Here is a 15,462-nt window from a genome sequence, read left to right on the forward strand (position 1 = left end):
CTCAGGCCGTGATCCAGGGGTTCGACAGGCCGATGAAGGCGGACTCGACGATGAGCGCCGGTGCCATGGTGGTGCCCAGCCGCTCCCGCGCCTGCCGTAGCACGTCGATGCGCATGAGGGTCGCGTTCGCGTCGCCCTCCGCCGCGAGCGAGGCGATCCGCTCGTCCTCCTCGACATTGATCCGGCCGGATTCCGCGCCCAGCTGCAGGGCGAGGACATCACGGTAGAGCGAGAGCAGCTCGATGAAGATCGAGTCCAGTTCGTCGTTGCGGGCACGCACGTCGCGGCGCTTCTGCTCCTCCTCGAGGCGCCGGATCTGGGCCCGCGCGCTGGGCGGCACCCGGGTGCCGGCTTCGACGCCCAGGGTCCGCAGCAGCCGCTCCTTCTCCTGCGCGTTGCGCTCCTCCGTGCGCTCCTTCGCCCGTTCCTTCGCCACGTCGACGATGCGAGCGGCCAGGCGGACCGTCGATCCGACCGAGCGCAGCTGCCGGGGGATGTCAAGGACGACGGCGCGCTCGCTGCGCGCGTTCGGCGCGGTCGCGAGTCTGCGCGCACGGCCGATGTGGCTCTGCGAGGCGTGCGCCGCCCAGCGCGCCGTGTCCTGGTCGATCCCCGCGCTGGACTCCAGGAGCGCGGCGACGGCCTGCGGGCTGGGCACGCGCAGGGTGACGCTGCGGCAGCGGGACCGGATCGTCGTGAGGACGTCCTGCGGGCTGGGGGCGCAGAGGATCCACACGGTCTGCGGCGGGGGTTCCTCGATCGCCTTGAGGAGGACGTTCGAGGTGCGCTCCGCCATGCGGTCCGCGTCCTCGATGATGACGACGCGCCAGGGAGCGTTCACGGGGGCCTGGTGGGCGGTCGCCACGAGCGAGCGGACCTCATCGATCGAGATGACGGACTTCTGGGTCGACAGGACGGTCATCGATTCGTGGGTGCCGCCCAGCGCACGCCGCACGTCCGGCGCGTCCCGGTCCTGACCGGGCGCCAGCAGGGCGGCGGCGAAGGCGCGTGCCGCGTTCGACCGGCCCGATCCGGGTGGTCCCGTCAGCAGCCACGCGTGCGTCATCGCGGGTGAGCCCGGTTCCGCCGCGCGCGCCAGCTCCGCGACCGCCCGCTCCTGTCCCACGAGTTCGTGCCAGACGCTCATCGGGGGCCCGCACCGTCCGGTCCGCGATGGTCCCCGTCCCGCTGCGACCGCAGCCGCTCACGGGCCCGGCGCTCGATCTCCGCCTGCGCCCGCAGTCGTTCACGGCTGGACTGGCGCGCCTGCGATGCCGCCTTGGGCCGCTCGACCGTGGGCGGTTGTTCCTGGGGAGGCTCGACGGGAGGCGGGGCGACCGGCGGTCGGCCGACGGCCGGCTGCACTGTGGTGGGTGCCTCCGACGCGTCCACCACCGGCTCGTGGCGTGCGGGTTCCCGGGGCGCGGCTTCCTGCCCGGCCGGTGCCTGCGGACGGACCTTCGGCACCACCCGCGTCTCGTCCTCGCTGCCGTGGGGCGCAGCCTCAGTGCCGATCGGCGCCGCCGCGGGTCGCGGCGATGGCGATGCCACGACCCGGGTCTCGTCTTCACTGCCGACGTGCTGAGACGGCGTCTCGGCCTCGACCCAGCCGGACTCCGCGTGCGACGACGCCTGCACCGCGCGCGTTTCGTCCTCGCTGCCGACGGCCGCAGGGGTCGCGGGGGCCACCGAGGACGCGGGGGCCGCAGGGGCAGCAGACCCCGCGCTGCCCGGTGATCCCATCACAGCATCCTGGCGTCCGGACCGATCATCACGACCGGCGGCACCGGCATCCTCCGCACGCTCCGCCATCCGCTCGAGGACGACGGTCAGGACCTGCTGGGCGACCGTGTCGATGTCGCGACCGGCGTCGACGATCGCGTACCGGTGCGGTGCCGCCTGCGCGAAGTCGAGGAACGCGCGGCGCACCGCGGTGTGGAAGGTCGAGTCGAGTGCGTCCAGGTGGTTCTCGTCGCCCCGCTTGCTGGTCCGCTGGCGGGCGACGGCCGGATTCACGTCGAGGACGATCGTGAGGTCCGGCTGGAGCCCCTCCGTCGCCCAGCGCGACAGCGCGGTGATCTCCTCGTCCCCCAGGTCCCGGCCCGCGGCCTGGTAGGCGCGCGAGGAGTCGATGTAGCGGTCCGTGATGACGATCCCGCTGCGCTCGATGACGGGACGGATGAGCGAGGCGACGTGGTGCGCGCGGTCCGCTGCGAACACGAGCGCCTCCGCCCGGTGGGTGACGCCGTCGCCGTCCAGGACGACGGACCGCAGCTTCGTGCCCGCCTCCGTGCCGCCGGGCTCGCGGGTCGTGACGACCTCCCGCGCACCGCGGTCGCGCAGCGCATCCGCCAGCAGGTGGATCTGCGTGCTCTTGCCGGTGCCGTCGCCGCCCTCGATCGCGATGAAGAAGCCGCGGTCGACATCCGCCCCGTCCGAGGCCGCCGCGCCCTCTGCACCCCTCGCGCCTCCCAGCGCGGCCAGTCCCAGCGGGTCGTCGTCGACCGTGGGGACCGGCGCGGTCTCCTCGGGGTCGTGTGCGTGACCGGGCGACTGCGCTGCGGCGTGCTCCGCCGACACCTGCGGCGTCGGGTCCTGCTCTGCCGATGCCGGTGCAGCCCGGTGCTCCGTGCCGCTCTCCTCCCCGTCAGCATCCGACGCCGCACCCGCACCAGCCGCCTGCGCTCCCGCTGCGTGGCCGACTCCGGCCGGCACCCGGAACGCGTGGACGACGTCGATGCCCAGCCCGCGGATCCCGGTGGGGCCGAACGTGAAGAGGGCGATGACACCGCCCACCAGTGCCACCAGGCCGATGAGGACGTACGCGAGGTCAGCCGGGTGCACGGTCCACGCGGCGTGGGCGCTGAGCGGCACCTCCGCCGCCACACCCAGCGCCGCCACCACGACGGCGCCGCCCATGCCGGCGAGTGCGCCGATCCGGCGGGAGAAGGAGTAGCGCTGAGCGCGCACGCCCAGGCCCACGAGGAATGCGACGCCGCCGGAGAGCACCGCCCGTCCGGACAGCTCCGTCAGCAGACCCGTCGCGATCGTGAGGACGCCCGCGGCGATGAGTGCGAAGGTCGTGAGGCGGGTGCGGGTCATCCCCGGGGCGAAGTCCGGGCCGGTCTCGAAGCCCACGGCCCAGCCCAGGAGCACCGCGCAGAGGATGAACGACATCCCGCCCTGTCCGAACCCCAGATCCGCGACCGAGGGCTGGGCCAGCACGCCCACCCCGCCCAGGGTGGCGAACAGCAGGTGGCACGGCCATGCGGATGCGACGGCGGTGGCGGGGCGGGCCAGTCCCGTGCGATCGAGGACGTGCGCACCCGTGTCCGGCAACTGGATCCCGTCCGTCGGCTTCGCCCGCAGGAGCAGCAGCACACCCGCCAGGACGATGAGTGCGCCCAGCAGCGCCAGCCACGGCATGACGGTGTGTCCGGCGCCCGCTCCGCCCAGCAGCTGCGCCGCATAGCTGGTCACGAGGGTGAGAACGGACGCGACGCCCGCACTGCGCCACGGCTTCACGCGGCTGTTGCGCACAAGGCTCAGCACAGCCGCGAACACGGCACCCACGGCCAGCCCCATGACGACCGGCAGCAGCGCGGAGACCACGAACAGCGAGACGACGGCCAGCACCACCAGCGCGCCCGCGGCCGCGAGAGCGACCCGGATCGCGGTGCCGCCGGTCAGCCGCTTGGACGGGACGAACAGGCCCGCGACCCCGGCCGCCGCGACAGCCGCGTAGAGGAGGACTGCGGCGCGCGAGGAGAAGTCATCGGACTCCGTCAGCATCTGAATGCCGCGCAGTCCCGAGGGGTCGACGAACGCCGTGACGCCGAAGGCGCCCGCCGCGCCGAAGCCCAGCGCCGCGGCCGCGAGGATGCTGAGCCAGGCGCCCACCTCGATCGTGAAGATCCTCAGCGCATCAGGATCCGGAGTCGCCGCACCGGCGTGACCCGCTGCAGGACGTCCGGCCGGCGCGGACGACGGAGAGGGGTTCGGAGTCGCGTCATCAGTCACGTCTGCAAGCGTACCCGCGACCCCTGACACGGGGCCGGGCCGCTGGGGCGGCCCCAGGCCGGAGCGGTCTGCACCGCCCCGCGACGGGACCCCGCAGACCCAGGCACCACGGCCTCGGGCGCCTCGCTACTCTGGGTCCGTGCAGACTACGACCGATCCGCAGGCATCCGCCCGTCCGCAGCTCACCGTCTTGCGACACGGCCCCGGCGACGCGATCGCGGACCTGGCGCTGGCCCGCGGACTGCTGGACCGGGTGAAGAGCGGCAACCGAGGACCCCTCCTGCGGGTCTACCGCCCCGCCCCCACCGTCGCGTTCGGCGGCCGCGACCGGTTCCTGCCCGGCTTCGCGGACGCGATCGAGGCCGCCCGCACCCACGGTTTCACGCCAGCCCTGCGCACCCTGGGCGGGAGGGCCGCCGCCTATCACCCCGGCAGTCTGGTCGTCGATCACATCGAACCCGCTCCACGGGTCCTCTCGCCCACCCAGGACCGGTTCATCCGCTTCGGCGAGATGTACGCGGCGGCGCTGCGCAACATCGGGATCGACGCGCGCATGGGCGAGATCCCCGGCGAGTACTGCCCGGGAGAGCACAGTGTGAACGTGGGGGGACGGATCAAAGCCATCGGGACCGCCCAGCGCGTGGTGGGCGGTGCGTGGTTGTTCTCCTCCTCGATCATCGTCGAGGACCCGGACCCCATCCGCGCCGTGCTCACCGATGTGCAGGCAGCGCTGGGGCTCGCGTGGGAGCCCGCGACCGGTGGATCGATCTCCGAACTGCACCCGGGTGTCACGGTCGACGCAGTCGAGGAGGCGGTGCTGGACCGCTACGCCCGCGATTACGACCTGGTGCCCGGCGACCTCACGCCGGAGGACGCGCAGGCCACGACCGGGCACCTGGACGCGCACCGGCTCTGAGACTCAGAGGTCTGAGACTCAGGCGACCTGCGACTCAGGGTGTCTTGGGCGTCGAGGACCGCTTCGCGGCAGTCGACTTCGCCGCGGTCGTCTTCTTCGCCGTCGTGGACTTCGAGGCAGTCGACTTCGCGGTCGTCTTCTTCGCAGCCGTGGTCCGCGAGGTCGTCGTCTTCCGCGTCGTCGTGCGCTTCTTCGCCGGTCCCTTCGCCCGCTTCTCCGCCAGCAGCTCGAACGCGCGCGTCGCGGTGATGCCCTCGACGGAGTCGTCCTTGCGCAGGGTCGCGTTCGTCGTCCCGTCCGTCACGTAGGGACCGAAGCGCCCGTCCTTCACGACGACCGGCTTCTTCGACTCCGGGTCCTCGCCCAGTTCCTTGAGCGGTGCCGCCGCCGTCTGGCCGCGGCGCTGCTTGGGCTTCGAGTAGATCTCCAGCGCCTCGTCCAGCGTGATGTCGAAGATCTGCTCCTCCCGCTCCAGCGAGCGCGAGTCCGTCCCCTTCTTGAGGTACGGCCCGTAGCGGCCGTTCTGCGCGGTGATGGGCGTGCCCTCCGCGTCCTCGCCCACGGTGCGGGGCAGGGTCAGCAGGCGCAGCGCCTGCTCGAGCGTCACGGTCGTGGGCTCCATCGACTTGAAGAGCGAGGCCGTGCGCGGCTTGGGCTTCTTGGCACCCCGCTTGGGCTTCTCCTCCGGCTCCGGCACCACCTCCGTCACGTAGGGGCCGAACCGGCCGGACTTCGCGACGATCGTGTGACCGGACTCAGGATCGACGCCCAGTTCGCGGTCGCCGGTGCCCTGCGTGCGGATGAGTTCGCGGGCGGACTCCTCCGTCAGCTCGTCCGGAGCCAGGTCGTCCGGCACGGACACGCGGCCCGGGTCGTCGCCCTCCTTCTCCGGTGCGACCTCCAGGTAGGGGCCGTAGCGGCCCACGCGCAGGACGATGCCGTCCGCGATCGTGACGGAGTTGATCTCCCGCGCGTCGATGTCGCCCAGGTCGTCGACGACGGCCTTGAGGCCGGGCTTCGCACCCTCGCCGTCCGCGCCGAAGTAGAAGTCGTGCAGCCACTGCGTACGGTCCTCACGACCGCCGGCGATCTGGTCGAGGTCGCCCTCCAGATCCGCCGTGAACTGGTAGTCGACCAGCCCCGCGAAGTGCTCCTCCAGCAGGCGGGTCACGGAGAACGCGACCCAGCTGGGCACCAGCGCGTTGCCGCGGTTGGTCACGTAGCCGCGGTCCTGGATCGTCGAGATCGTCGCCGCGTACGTGGACGGGCGGCCGATCCCCAGCTCCTCGAGCCGCTTGACGAGGCTGGCCTCCGTGAAGCGCGGCGGCGGTGCGGTCGTGTGGCCGTCCGGTGCCGCCTGGTCGACGGAGATCGCGTCGCCCTCCTTGACGTCCGGCAGGCGCGATTCGCCGGACTCCTTGCCGGAGTCGTACCGCTCGACGTCGCGGCCCTCCTCGTAGGCGGCCAGGAAGCCCTTGAACGTGATGACCGTGCCCGAGGTCGTGAACCCCGCCGCTGCCGGTGCCGCCTTCCAGCCGCCGCCGGACAGCTCCGCCGAGGCCTGGGCCAGGTCCGCTGTGAACCGCATCGTCGCGGTCGAACCCTTGGCATCGGCCATCTGCGAGGCGACGGTCCGCTTCCAGATGAGCTCGTAGAGGCGGAACTCGTCGCCGCCGATCGCAGACGACACCTGTGCGGGCGTGCGGAAGTGGTCGCCCGAGGGACGGATCGCCTCGTGCGCCTCCTGCGCGGCCTTCGCCTTCTTGCCGTACATGCGGGGCTGGGCGGGCACGTACTCCGGTCCGTACAGCTCCGCCACCTGGTTGCGCGCGGCGGCGATCGCCTGGCCGGACAGCTGGGTGGAGTCCGTACGCATGTACGTGATGTAGCCGTTCTCGTACAGCGACTGGGCCACCCGCATCGCCTGGCGCGAGGACATGCGCAGCTTGCGGCCGGCCTCCTGCTGCAGGGTCGAGGTGGTGAACGGCGCCGCCGGGCGGCGCGTGTACGGCTTCGTCTCCAGGGAGGTGACGGTCAGGGAGTTCTTCGCGGTGCCGTTCAGCACCTCCGCCAGAGACGTGGCCTGCGGCTCGTCCAGGACGACGGCCTTCGACGCCTTCTTCAGCTGCCCCCGGTCGTCGAAGTCGCGGCCGGTGGCCACCTTCGACTCGTCCACCGTGTCCAGGCGGGCCTTGAACGGAGTGCCGCCCGCGGCCTCGGCGAGGGTGATGTCCAGGTCCCAGTAGTCGGCAGAGACGAACGCCATGCGCTCCCGCTCCCGCTCGACGACCAGACGGGTCGCGACGGACTGGACGCGGCCGGCGGACAGGCCGGCGCGCACCTTGCGCCACAGGACCGGCGACACCTCGTAGCCGTAGAGACGGTCGAGGATGCGGCGGGTCTCCTGCGCGTCGACCAGGTCGACGTCCAGCTCGCGCGTGTTCTCCAGCGCGCGCTCGATCGCCTCCGGGGTGATCTCGTGGAACACCATCCGCTTGACGGGGATCGTGGGCTTGAGCACCTCCAGCAGGTGCCACGCGATGGCCTCGCCCTCGCGGTCCTCATCGGTTGCGAGGTAGAGCTCGTCTGCATCCTTGAGGAGCTTCTTGAGCTCCGTGACCTTCTTCTTCTTGTCCGGATCCACCCGGTAGTAGGGGGTGAAGCCGGAATCGACGTCGACGGCGAACCGGCCGTAGGGCCCCTTCTTCATGTCAGCCGGCAGCTCCGACGGCTGCGGCAGGTCACGGATGTGACCCACCGAGGCGGTCACGTCATACCCGTCCCCCAGGTAGCCCACGATGGTGCGGGCCTTGGTGGGCGACTCGACGATCACGAGTCTGCGGGGGCTGGTGGTGGCGGCCATGTATTCCTTTCGCCTGATCTCACGAACACGCTTTCAGGCACAGCTGATCCTGCTGCGGTCGGATGTGTGCACAATGTAGCACCAGCGACGGACGCGGCATTCCCGCCGCGTCCCACCGTCAGTCGCCCGCGGGCACGATGATCGCGGCGGGGACCAGGGTGCGCACCTGGTCGACCAGCTGGCGGGTGAGGGCGTCCTCCTCGGCCCCCAGCAGGTGCGCCAGAGCCGCCGAGATCTGCGCCAGCGTCAGCGTCCCGTCGCACACGCCCAGGAAGCCTGCGAGCGCCGGATCCGCCTGGAACGTCTGCGCCAGTCCCCCGCCCTGCTCGATCGTGATCATCGTGGGGTCATCCGCGCCCGGGCGCAGGTGCCGGTGCTCCGTCACATCCGCGGCCAGCTGGTAGGCGGTCGCTGCCAGTTCCGCGTCGCTCGCCTGCACCAGCCACTCCAGCAGTCCCAGGCGGGTCTCCAGGAACGTCGCGAGGCCGGCCGGATTGGAGCCGGGACCCGACTCGATGGACGCGAGGTCGCGGACGGGTGCGCCGGGCGCGGTCCGCGCGTCTGCCCCCGTCGTCTCGCCGAAGCCCGCTTGTTCGCCGGACCTCGCCTGCTCCTCCGCCCGGCGCAGCAGGATCCAACCGAATCCCACCTCGTCGACGCCGCGGTCCTCGAAGTCCCGCAGCCACCGGTCGACGTCCGCGTGCCAGCGCGCCGAGGCCCGCGGCACCCCGCCGTCCCGGATCCAGGTGCGCGCGTACTCCGCCGGCCGCATCCTCTGCCGTTCGATCACCATCGCCGAGGCCGTGGTCGCCGCAGTCTGTGGGGTCGCCGCAGTCTGTCGGGTCACTCCTGGGTTCCCGGCCGCGCCTCCGGCCCCGGTCTCCACCGCGCCTCCGTCCAGCCACGCGGTGGGCGGTGTCCGATCGCCGCCTCGCTCCCAGTTGCCCAGCATGACGGCCAGCCCGCCGGGCCGCAGATGCGCGGGCGCACCGCGGACCATCGCGCGCATGATCGCGTCGCCCACCAGGCCGCCGTCGCGGTAGCGGAAGCCTGTGTCCGTGCCGCGTGGTGTGATGACGAACGGCGGGTTGGAGACGAGGAGGTCGACAGCCTCGGGAAAGGGGGTCGTAGAGGGATCCGGTGCGGAACTCGACGCGGTCGGACAGGCCCGCCAGGCCCACGGTCAGCCGTGCGATCGCGAGGGCGCGCGGTGAGAGGTCGGTCGCGATGACGCGGTCGGCGTGGCGGGCCAGCACGACCGCCTGGATGCCGCAGCCGGTGCCGATGTCCGCTGCGGTCTCCACGTGGGCGCGCGGGGTGATGTCGAGGAGGGTGCGGCCCGCGCCGCCGTGGCCCAGCACGTACTCGCCGTCCAGCGCATCCGGTCGGGTGAACGTCCCGTGGTCCGCGACCAGCAGAAGCGTGTCGTCGCCCGGCCGCTGCCCGCGCGTCACACCTACGGGAAGGGGGTGGCAGGTGACTGCGAGTGCGGACCGGAGGAGTCGGGAGCCCTGCCCGGCCACGGCCTCGGCATCGGCCTCGGTCAGGAGTCCTCCGGCCAGCAGGGCGGTGACGAGGTCGCTGCCCAGGGCCTTCGCGACGAGGTCCTCCGCCACGGCCGTGTCCAGCAGGAAGAGGAGGGCGACGACCGCCAGCGTCCGGTCGCGGGCGGACCTGGCCGCATCCAGCAGTCGCAAGCAGTGGCGGCGGGCCGGCGCCGGGTCGTTGGCCTCGCGTGCGGCGTCGACGTCCGTGCCCCACAGCGCCTGCAGGGCGGCCGGGGAGTAGTGCGCCCGGTGCAGGGCGGCGGACAGCTCCGCCAGGACGGAATCGTCCAGGCGGGGCACGGGCGGAAGCATGAGCGAGGCGGGAGGGATGGAACTCACCCCGTCATCGTAGGTGCCGCCCCCGCTGGAATACGATTGTCCCGATGTCGAGGACACCTGTCCCCACCACCAGCGACGCGCAGGTGGGGGCATCGCACGCGCGACTGGTCCGAGGGGTCGCCGCCGGCGCACTCGCGACCTTCGTCGCGCTGTTCTCGCACGTGGCGGCGGGCGGCCACGCCCCCGTACTGCCGGGCGTCGTGCTGCCCCTCGTACTGGCGGTGTTCGTGAGCGTCGTGCTGGCGGGCAGGCGGTTGTCGCTCCTGCGACTCAGTGCCTCGGTCACGGTGAGCCAGTCGGCGTTCCACTGGATCTTCAGCGCCGCGGCCGCGAGCTCCCCCGGAGCAGGGCGCGCGTCCGCAGCCCGCGCGACGGCCGACGCCGTGGCCGCGGGCGACCCCCACGCGTTCCACCACGGTGCCGGTGTCCCCGCTGACTTCGCCGCGACCGTGGGCTCGGGTGCGGCAGGTGCGGCTGGATCCGCAGGAGCCGCCGATGTGGCAAGCACAGCCGGTGGGCATGCGCTGCACGCGGCCGGTCACGACAGTCCGCTCATGCTGGTCGCGCACGTCATCGCCGCTGTCGTGACGATCGTGGCCCTGCACCGCTCCGAGCTGATCCTCCACTCCCTCCTCCGCCTGCTGCGTCTGGTCCGGTCGCTGCTGGGCCCGCTGCTGCGGGTGCCCGCCCCGGTCGTGTCGACCAGCAGGCGCCGTCTCCTGGGAGCCGGCTGCGCTGTCGTCTCCCCCGCACCGCTGGGTGTGGTCCGCTCCGCGCGCGTGGACCGGGGTCCGCCGGCGCGCGTCCCCGCCGTGGCCTGAGACCGCGACCGCACGGTCGCCGGTGCCGCACGGCAGAGCACCGACCACTTCTTCCACCGGGCACTCCCCTGTTCCGACACGCGCGCTCGACCAACGCGTCGCGCCTGCCGGGTGGACGCCCGCATCCAAAGAAAGGCGCACCCATGCGCACTCGCACCTCCTTCGTCCTGCCCGCTCTCACCGCCGCTGTGCTCGTCACGGTCGCCGCGTGCGGCCAGGACTCCGCCGCAGGATCCGGTACCGACTCCTCGACCGGGTCCACCTCGACCGAGGCCGCCCAGACGACCGCGTCCCTCACCATCGACGACCCCTGGGTCAAGGCCGCCGAGGACGGCATGACCTCCTCGTTCGGCCTCCTCACGAACGAGGGAGACGAGGACGTGACGCTCACGGCCGTCGAGTCCTCGATCTCCGATTCCATCGAACTGCACGAGACTGCGGACGACGGCTCCGGCGCCATGTCGATGAACGAAGTCGACGGCGGCTTCCCGATCGCCGCGGGTGAGACGCTCGAGCTGGCTCCGGGCGGCGACCACATCATGTTCATGGAGTTCGACGGGCCTCTGGTCGCCGGCGACACGGTCGACCTCACGCTCGTCCTGTCCGACGGCTCGCGCATCGAGTACGACGCCGCGGTCCGCGATTTCGCCGGCGCCAACGAGTCCTACAGCGCCGACGAGGAGGGACACGGCGACCACGACCACGGCGACGACGATCATGGCGACATGGACCACAGCGGTTCCGGCGACCACGGCGATGCCGACGACGACGGTGATTCTTCTGACGACCACAGCGACCACGGCTCGCACACCGACCTCGGCGGTGACTCGTGACCGGCCTCTCCCGGCGGCGGATGCTGCTGGGCGGCGCCGTCGCCGGCGCGGGAGTCGCGGCCCTCACCGCATGCACGGGGCGTGACGAGGAGACGGCGGCCCAGGCGGCGCAGGCCGCCCGTCTGCGGATCGGCTCCGACACCCTCCCCTTCCACGGCACCCACCAGACGGGGGTGACCGCACAGCCGCAGGCCCACGCGACGCTCGTCGCGCTGACCCTGCGGGAGTCTGCGGACCGCGACGCGATCCGCAGGATGCTGCAGGTGCTCACCGACGATGCGGCCCGCCTCACCCAGGGCCGCGGTGCGCTGGCGGACACGGAGCCGGAGCTCGCGCAGACGCCCGCGCGCCTGACCGTCACGTTCGGCTTTGGCCCCGAGGTGGTGCGGCGGGTGGCGGGCGACTCCGCTGTGCCGTCCTGGCTGCGGCCGCTGCCGGCGTTCAGCATCGACAGGCTCGAGGACAGGTGGAACGACGGGGATCTGCTGCTGCAGATCGCCGCCGACGATGCCGTGACCATCGCCCACGCGACCCGCATGCTGCTGAAGTCCGCGCGGTCGACGGCGGTGCCCCGCTGGCGGCAGTCGGGCTTCCGGCGCTCGCGCGGTTCGGAGAAGCCGGGGACGACGATGCGGAATCTGTTCGGCAATGTCGACGGGACTGTCAACCTGCACCCGCAGGACGACGACTTCGCACAGAGCGTGTGGGTGCAGGACGGCTGGTTGGCCGGCGGGACCTCCCTGGTGGTCCGCCGGATCCGGATGGATCTGGACGGGTGGGACAGGCTCGATGTGCCCGGACGCGATCAGGCGATCGGGCGCCGGCAGTCCGACGGGTCGCCGCTGACCGGTGAATCCGAGTTCGACGAGCCGGACTTCGAGGCGATCGGCCCCCACGGCTTCACCGTCATCCCGGACTTCTCGCACATCGCCCGCGCCCGCGGGGATGACACGAGGCCCACGATGCTGCGGCGGAGCTACAACTACGACGATGACCTCGCGGTCGACGGAGCTGCCGGCGGAGCAGCGGATCCGGACGGGGAGATCTCCGATTCCGGGCTGCTGTTCCTGGCCTACCAGGCGGACGTCGACGAGGGCTTCGTGCCGGTGCAGCGCAGACTCGCGGAGCTCGACCTGCTGAATCAGTGGACGACCCCCGTGGGGTCCGCGGTCTTCGCGATCCCGCCCGGCTGCTGGGAAGGGGGCTTCGTGGGCGAGACTCTGTTCTGATGGGCGCACGCATCTGAGCGACTCACCCGCCTGAGGGCGCGGCTCTCTACGATGGGGGTCATGCCCTCAGAGCTCTTCGACATCGTCACCCGGTTCGGCGCCCGCGCCGACCGGGTGACGCACGTCGAGGACCTGCCCGCCCGCCCCGGACGCACGGTCGCGTGGCCTCCCTGGCTGCACACGGCTGTCCGCGATGCCTTCGTGAGCGCCGGCATCGAGCGCCCCTACGCCCACCAGGTCGAGGCCGCGGACCTGGCCCACGCGGGGACGAACGTCATCATCGCGACGGGGACGGCCTCGGGAAAATCACTGGGCTACCTGCTGCCGGTCCTGGACGCGGCGGTCCGCGGCGCGGCCGCCCCGTCCGGCCGCGGGTCGACGACCCTCTACCTCTCCCCCACGAAGGCGCTGGCCGCGGACCAGCTGCTGTCCCTGCGCGGCCTGATCCTCCAGGGTCTGCGGCCCACCACCTACGACGGCGACACCTCGCGCGAGGACCGCGACTGGGCCCGCCGCCACGCGAACGTCCTGCTCACCAACCCTGACATGCTGCACCGGTCCCTGCTGCCGGGCCACCAGCGGTTCTCCTCCGTCCTCAAGCGGCTGGACTTCGTCGTCGTGGACGAGGCGCATCGGTACCGCGGTGTCTTCGGCTCCCACGTCTCGCTCATCCTCCGCCGCCTCCTGCGACTGGCCCGGTACTACGGCGCCTCGCCCACCGTCATCGGCGCATCCGCGACGGCCGGTGATCCGGCTCAGGTGTTCTCCCGCCTCATCGGCGCGCCCGCCCACGCGATCACGGACGACGCCTCCCCGCGCGCCGCCGGGCGGTTCGTGCTGTGGGAGCCTCCGCTGCTGCCGGGGTACAGCCCGCACGAGTCCGCCGATCCGTTCGCCGGGATCGCTGCTCCCCTCGACGACGCGCCCGAGTCCGACGTGCCCGAGGCCGTTGCAGGCGAGGACCGCCCCCTCACCGCCGCGTCCGCTCCCCCGCCCGACGACCCGTGGGCCGCGTCCGCGCTCGTCGCGCCGACGGACAGTCCCGGGGACGGGGATGTGGGTTCCGAACGCGTCGCCGCCGCCTTCTCCGACGCCCGTCGCTCGTCCCTCGCCGAGGCCGCGGACCTGCTCACGGACACCACGTGCGCGGGCCGCCGCGCGATCGGCTTCATCGCGTCGCGCCGCGGCACGGAGGCCCTTGCCTCGATGGTGAAGGACCAGGTCGCTCGGGTCGACGACTCGCTCGTGCGCACGATCGCGGCCTACCGCGGCGGGTACCTGCCGGAGGAGCGGCGTCTGCTGGAATCCGCACTGCGCAGCGGTCGCCTGCTCACGGTCGCGTCGACGAACGCACTGGAACTGGGCATCGACATCTCCGGGCTGGACGCGGTCATCATCGCCGGTTGGCCGGGCACGCTCGCGTCGCTGTGGCAGCAGGCGGGGCGCGCGGGGCGCGCCGGTCAGGAGTGGATCGCGGTGCTGGTCGCCCGCGACGATCCGCTCGACACATTCCTGGTCCACCACCCGAATGCGATCTTCGATCGGACGGTCGACGCCGTCGTCATCGATCCGGGGAATCCGTACGTGCTGGCCGGTCATCTGTGCGCGGCCGCCGCCGAGGTCCCGCTCACCCCCGACGACCTCGTCCTGTTCCCGGACACCGCCTACCATGTCGTCGACCAGCTGACCGAGGCCCGCATGCTGCGCCGCAGACCCGCCGGCTGGTACTGGGCGAAGGCGGAGAACCCCGCAGACCTGTCGGACATCCGGTCGAGTGGAGGCGGGACGGTGCGCCTGGTCGAGGAATCGACGGGCGCGCTGCTGGGCACCGTCGACGACGCCGGCAGCCACCATCAGAGCCATCCGGGTGCCGTCTACGTGCATCAGGGTCGGACGTTCGTAGTGCTGAGCCTGGATCCGGAGGGGCGGGTCGCGCTCGTGGAGGCGAAGCACGTCGACTACACGACGGAGTCCCAGACGGTCACGGAGATCTCTGTCCTGGGGACGCGGGACTCCTATCCTCTGCCGTCCGGCGGGACGGTCAACTGGGGCGATGTCGAGGTGACGACGCAGGTGACGGGCTACCGCATGCGTCAAGCCGGTACAGGTCTGGTCCTGGGCGAGTACCCGCTGGAGCTGCCCGCACAGGTCCTCACGACCACCGCCGTGTGGTGGACGGCCCCGGATGCGCTGGTCGAGGAGGCGGACGTCGACACCGCGGAACTGCCCGGTGCCGTCCACGCGGCCGAGCACGCGGCCATCGGTCTGCTGCCGCTGTTCGCCGGCTGCGACCGCTGGGACATCGGCGGCGTGTCGACCGCGCGGCACGCGGACACGGGCGTGGCGACGGTCTTCGTCCACGACGGACAGCCGGGCGGTGCGGGCTTCGCCGAGCGAGGTTTCGAGGCGTTCTCAGCATGGCAGACCGCGACACGCGAGGCGATCGATGCGTGCGAGTGCATCAGCGGCTGCCCGTCCTGCGTCCAGTCGCCCAAGTGCGGCAACGGCAACGAGCCGCTGGAGAAGGACGCCGCCGCCCGCCTCCTGCGGACTGTTCTGGGGTGATCAAGTCCCGGCTGATCAGTCACCGGACAGGCAAGCAACCTCTTGAGGATGACGGTGGGTAGGTCTGGCCCAGGGAAGAGCAGATACCGGGCTGGTCAGCCATCGAACGAGATGAACATTGATCTCGCCCGGATCTAGAACGGTGGCGGGTCGTCGTCGTACGTCCCGTCGCCGGTCGTGGTGCCTTCAGAAGAGTCCGTCGTCGAGGACGTTTCCGTGGTTGAGGACGTGCTGGTGGCCGACGGATTGTCGGTGGCGGACGAGCGGTCGGTCGTGGTCTGACGATCCGTCCAGTCCGTGTCCCGCAAGTCCGCGAAAGCTGCCTCGAT

At 72.0% G+C, this 15,462-nt stretch carries 10 protein-coding genes and 1 pseudogene; 5 read left to right on the forward strand and 6 right to left on the reverse strand.

Features of this window, described 5'->3' with window-relative positions; all coding sequences use genetic code 11:
* Window position 1: 1 nt before the first annotated feature.
* Window positions 2-1,147, reverse strand: coding sequence for a DNA polymerase III subunit delta' (locus HGBR_RS11690; RefSeq protein WP_019159528.1), 1,146 nt, complete (start codon window positions 1,145-1,147; stop codon window positions 2-4).
* Entirely contained in the window at window positions 1,144-4,020 is a 2,877-nt protein-coding gene (tmk, locus tag HGBR_RS20855) for a dTMP kinase (RefSeq protein ID WP_147522461.1), read from the reverse strand. Before tmk ends, HGBR_RS11690 begins: the two co-directional genes overlap by 4 nt.
* Before the next feature lie 139 nt (window positions 4,021-4,159).
* Here tmk and HGBR_RS17690 point away from each other — a divergent pair, with 139 nt between their 5' ends.
* Window positions 4,160-4,936, forward strand: coding sequence for a lipoate--protein ligase family protein (locus HGBR_RS17690; protein WP_245533335.1), 777 nt, complete (start codon window positions 4,160-4,162; stop codon window positions 4,934-4,936).
* Window positions 4,937-4,970: 34 nt separating this feature from the next.
* On the opposite strand, the gene topA is transcribed toward HGBR_RS17690, so the two are convergent.
* From topA to HGBR_RS21155, 3 genes and pseudogenes are all read right to left on the reverse strand, one after another.
* Entirely contained in the window at window positions 4,971-7,799 is a 2,829-nt protein-coding gene (topA, locus tag HGBR_RS11705; RefSeq protein WP_019159531.1) for a type I DNA topoisomerase, read from the reverse strand.
* A 118-nt stretch (window positions 7,800-7,917) separates the two neighbouring features.
* Entirely contained in the window at window positions 7,918-8,823 is a 906-nt protein-coding gene (locus tag HGBR_RS18980) for a hypothetical protein (protein WP_019159532.1), read from the reverse strand.
* 505 nt (window positions 8,824-9,328) lie between these two features.
* Window positions 9,329-9,778, reverse strand: a pseudogene (locus HGBR_RS21155) (DUF7059 domain-containing protein); the annotation flags it as partial.
* Between HGBR_RS21155 and HGBR_RS17700 the strand changes: the two are divergent.
* The 4 genes from HGBR_RS17700 (at window position 9,730) to HGBR_RS11730 (ending at window position 15,133) form a co-directional block, all read left to right on the forward strand.
* Window positions 9,730-10,506: a hypothetical protein gene (locus HGBR_RS17700; RefSeq protein WP_147522462.1), complete on the forward strand. Its 777-nt coding sequence runs from the start codon at window positions 9,730-9,732 to the stop codon at window positions 10,504-10,506. The pseudogene HGBR_RS21155 and the gene HGBR_RS17700 sit on opposite strands and share 49 nt — an antisense overlap.
* 143 nt (window positions 10,507-10,649) lie before the next feature.
* On the forward strand, window positions 10,650-11,339 hold the full coding sequence (locus HGBR_RS11720; protein WP_019159535.1) for a copper chaperone PCu(A)C: 690 nt from the start codon (window positions 10,650-10,652) through the stop codon (window positions 11,337-11,339).
* Window positions 11,336-12,568 (forward strand): Dyp-type peroxidase, encoded by a 1,233-nt coding sequence (locus HGBR_RS11725; protein WP_019159536.1) that lies wholly within the window; start codon window positions 11,336-11,338, stop codon window positions 12,566-12,568. Before HGBR_RS11720 ends, HGBR_RS11725 begins: the two co-directional genes overlap by 4 nt.
* 60 nt (window positions 12,569-12,628) lie before the next feature.
* Entirely contained in the window at window positions 12,629-15,133 is a 2,505-nt protein-coding gene (locus tag HGBR_RS11730) for a DEAD/DEAH box helicase (RefSeq protein ID WP_019159537.1), read from the forward strand.
* 134 nt (window positions 15,134-15,267) lie between these two features.
* Here HGBR_RS11730 and HGBR_RS20560 read toward each other — a convergent pair.
* On the reverse strand, window positions 15,268-15,462 hold a 195-nt coding region (locus HGBR_RS20560), incomplete at its 5' end, for a hypothetical protein (protein WP_026077551.1).

Source organism: Brevibacterium senegalense, from assembly GCF_000285835.1.
Taxonomy (GTDB): domain Bacteria; phylum Actinomycetota; class Actinomycetes; order Actinomycetales; family Brevibacteriaceae; genus Brevibacterium; species Brevibacterium senegalense.

What these genes read in the sequence shown, in the direction of transcription:
- HGBR_RS17700 (WP_147522462.1), top strand. Translation starts at nt 9,730, where the DNA reads ATGTCGAGGACACCTGTCCCCACCACCAGCGACGCGCAGGTGGGGGCA.
- HGBR_RS11690 (WP_019159528.1), bottom strand. Translation starts at nt 1,147, where the DNA reads ATGAGCGTCTGGCACGAACTCGTGGGACAGGAGCGGGCGGTCGCGGAG.
- topA (WP_019159531.1), bottom strand. Translation starts at nt 7,799, where the DNA reads ATGGCCGCCACCACCAGCCCCCGCAGACTCGTGATCGTCGAGTCGCCC.
- HGBR_RS11720 (WP_019159535.1), top strand. Translation starts at nt 10,650, where the DNA reads ATGCGCACTCGCACCTCCTTCGTCCTGCCCGCTCTCACCGCCGCTGTG.
- HGBR_RS11730 (WP_019159537.1), top strand. Translation starts at nt 12,629, where the DNA reads ATGCCCTCAGAGCTCTTCGACATCGTCACCCGGTTCGGCGCCCGCGCC.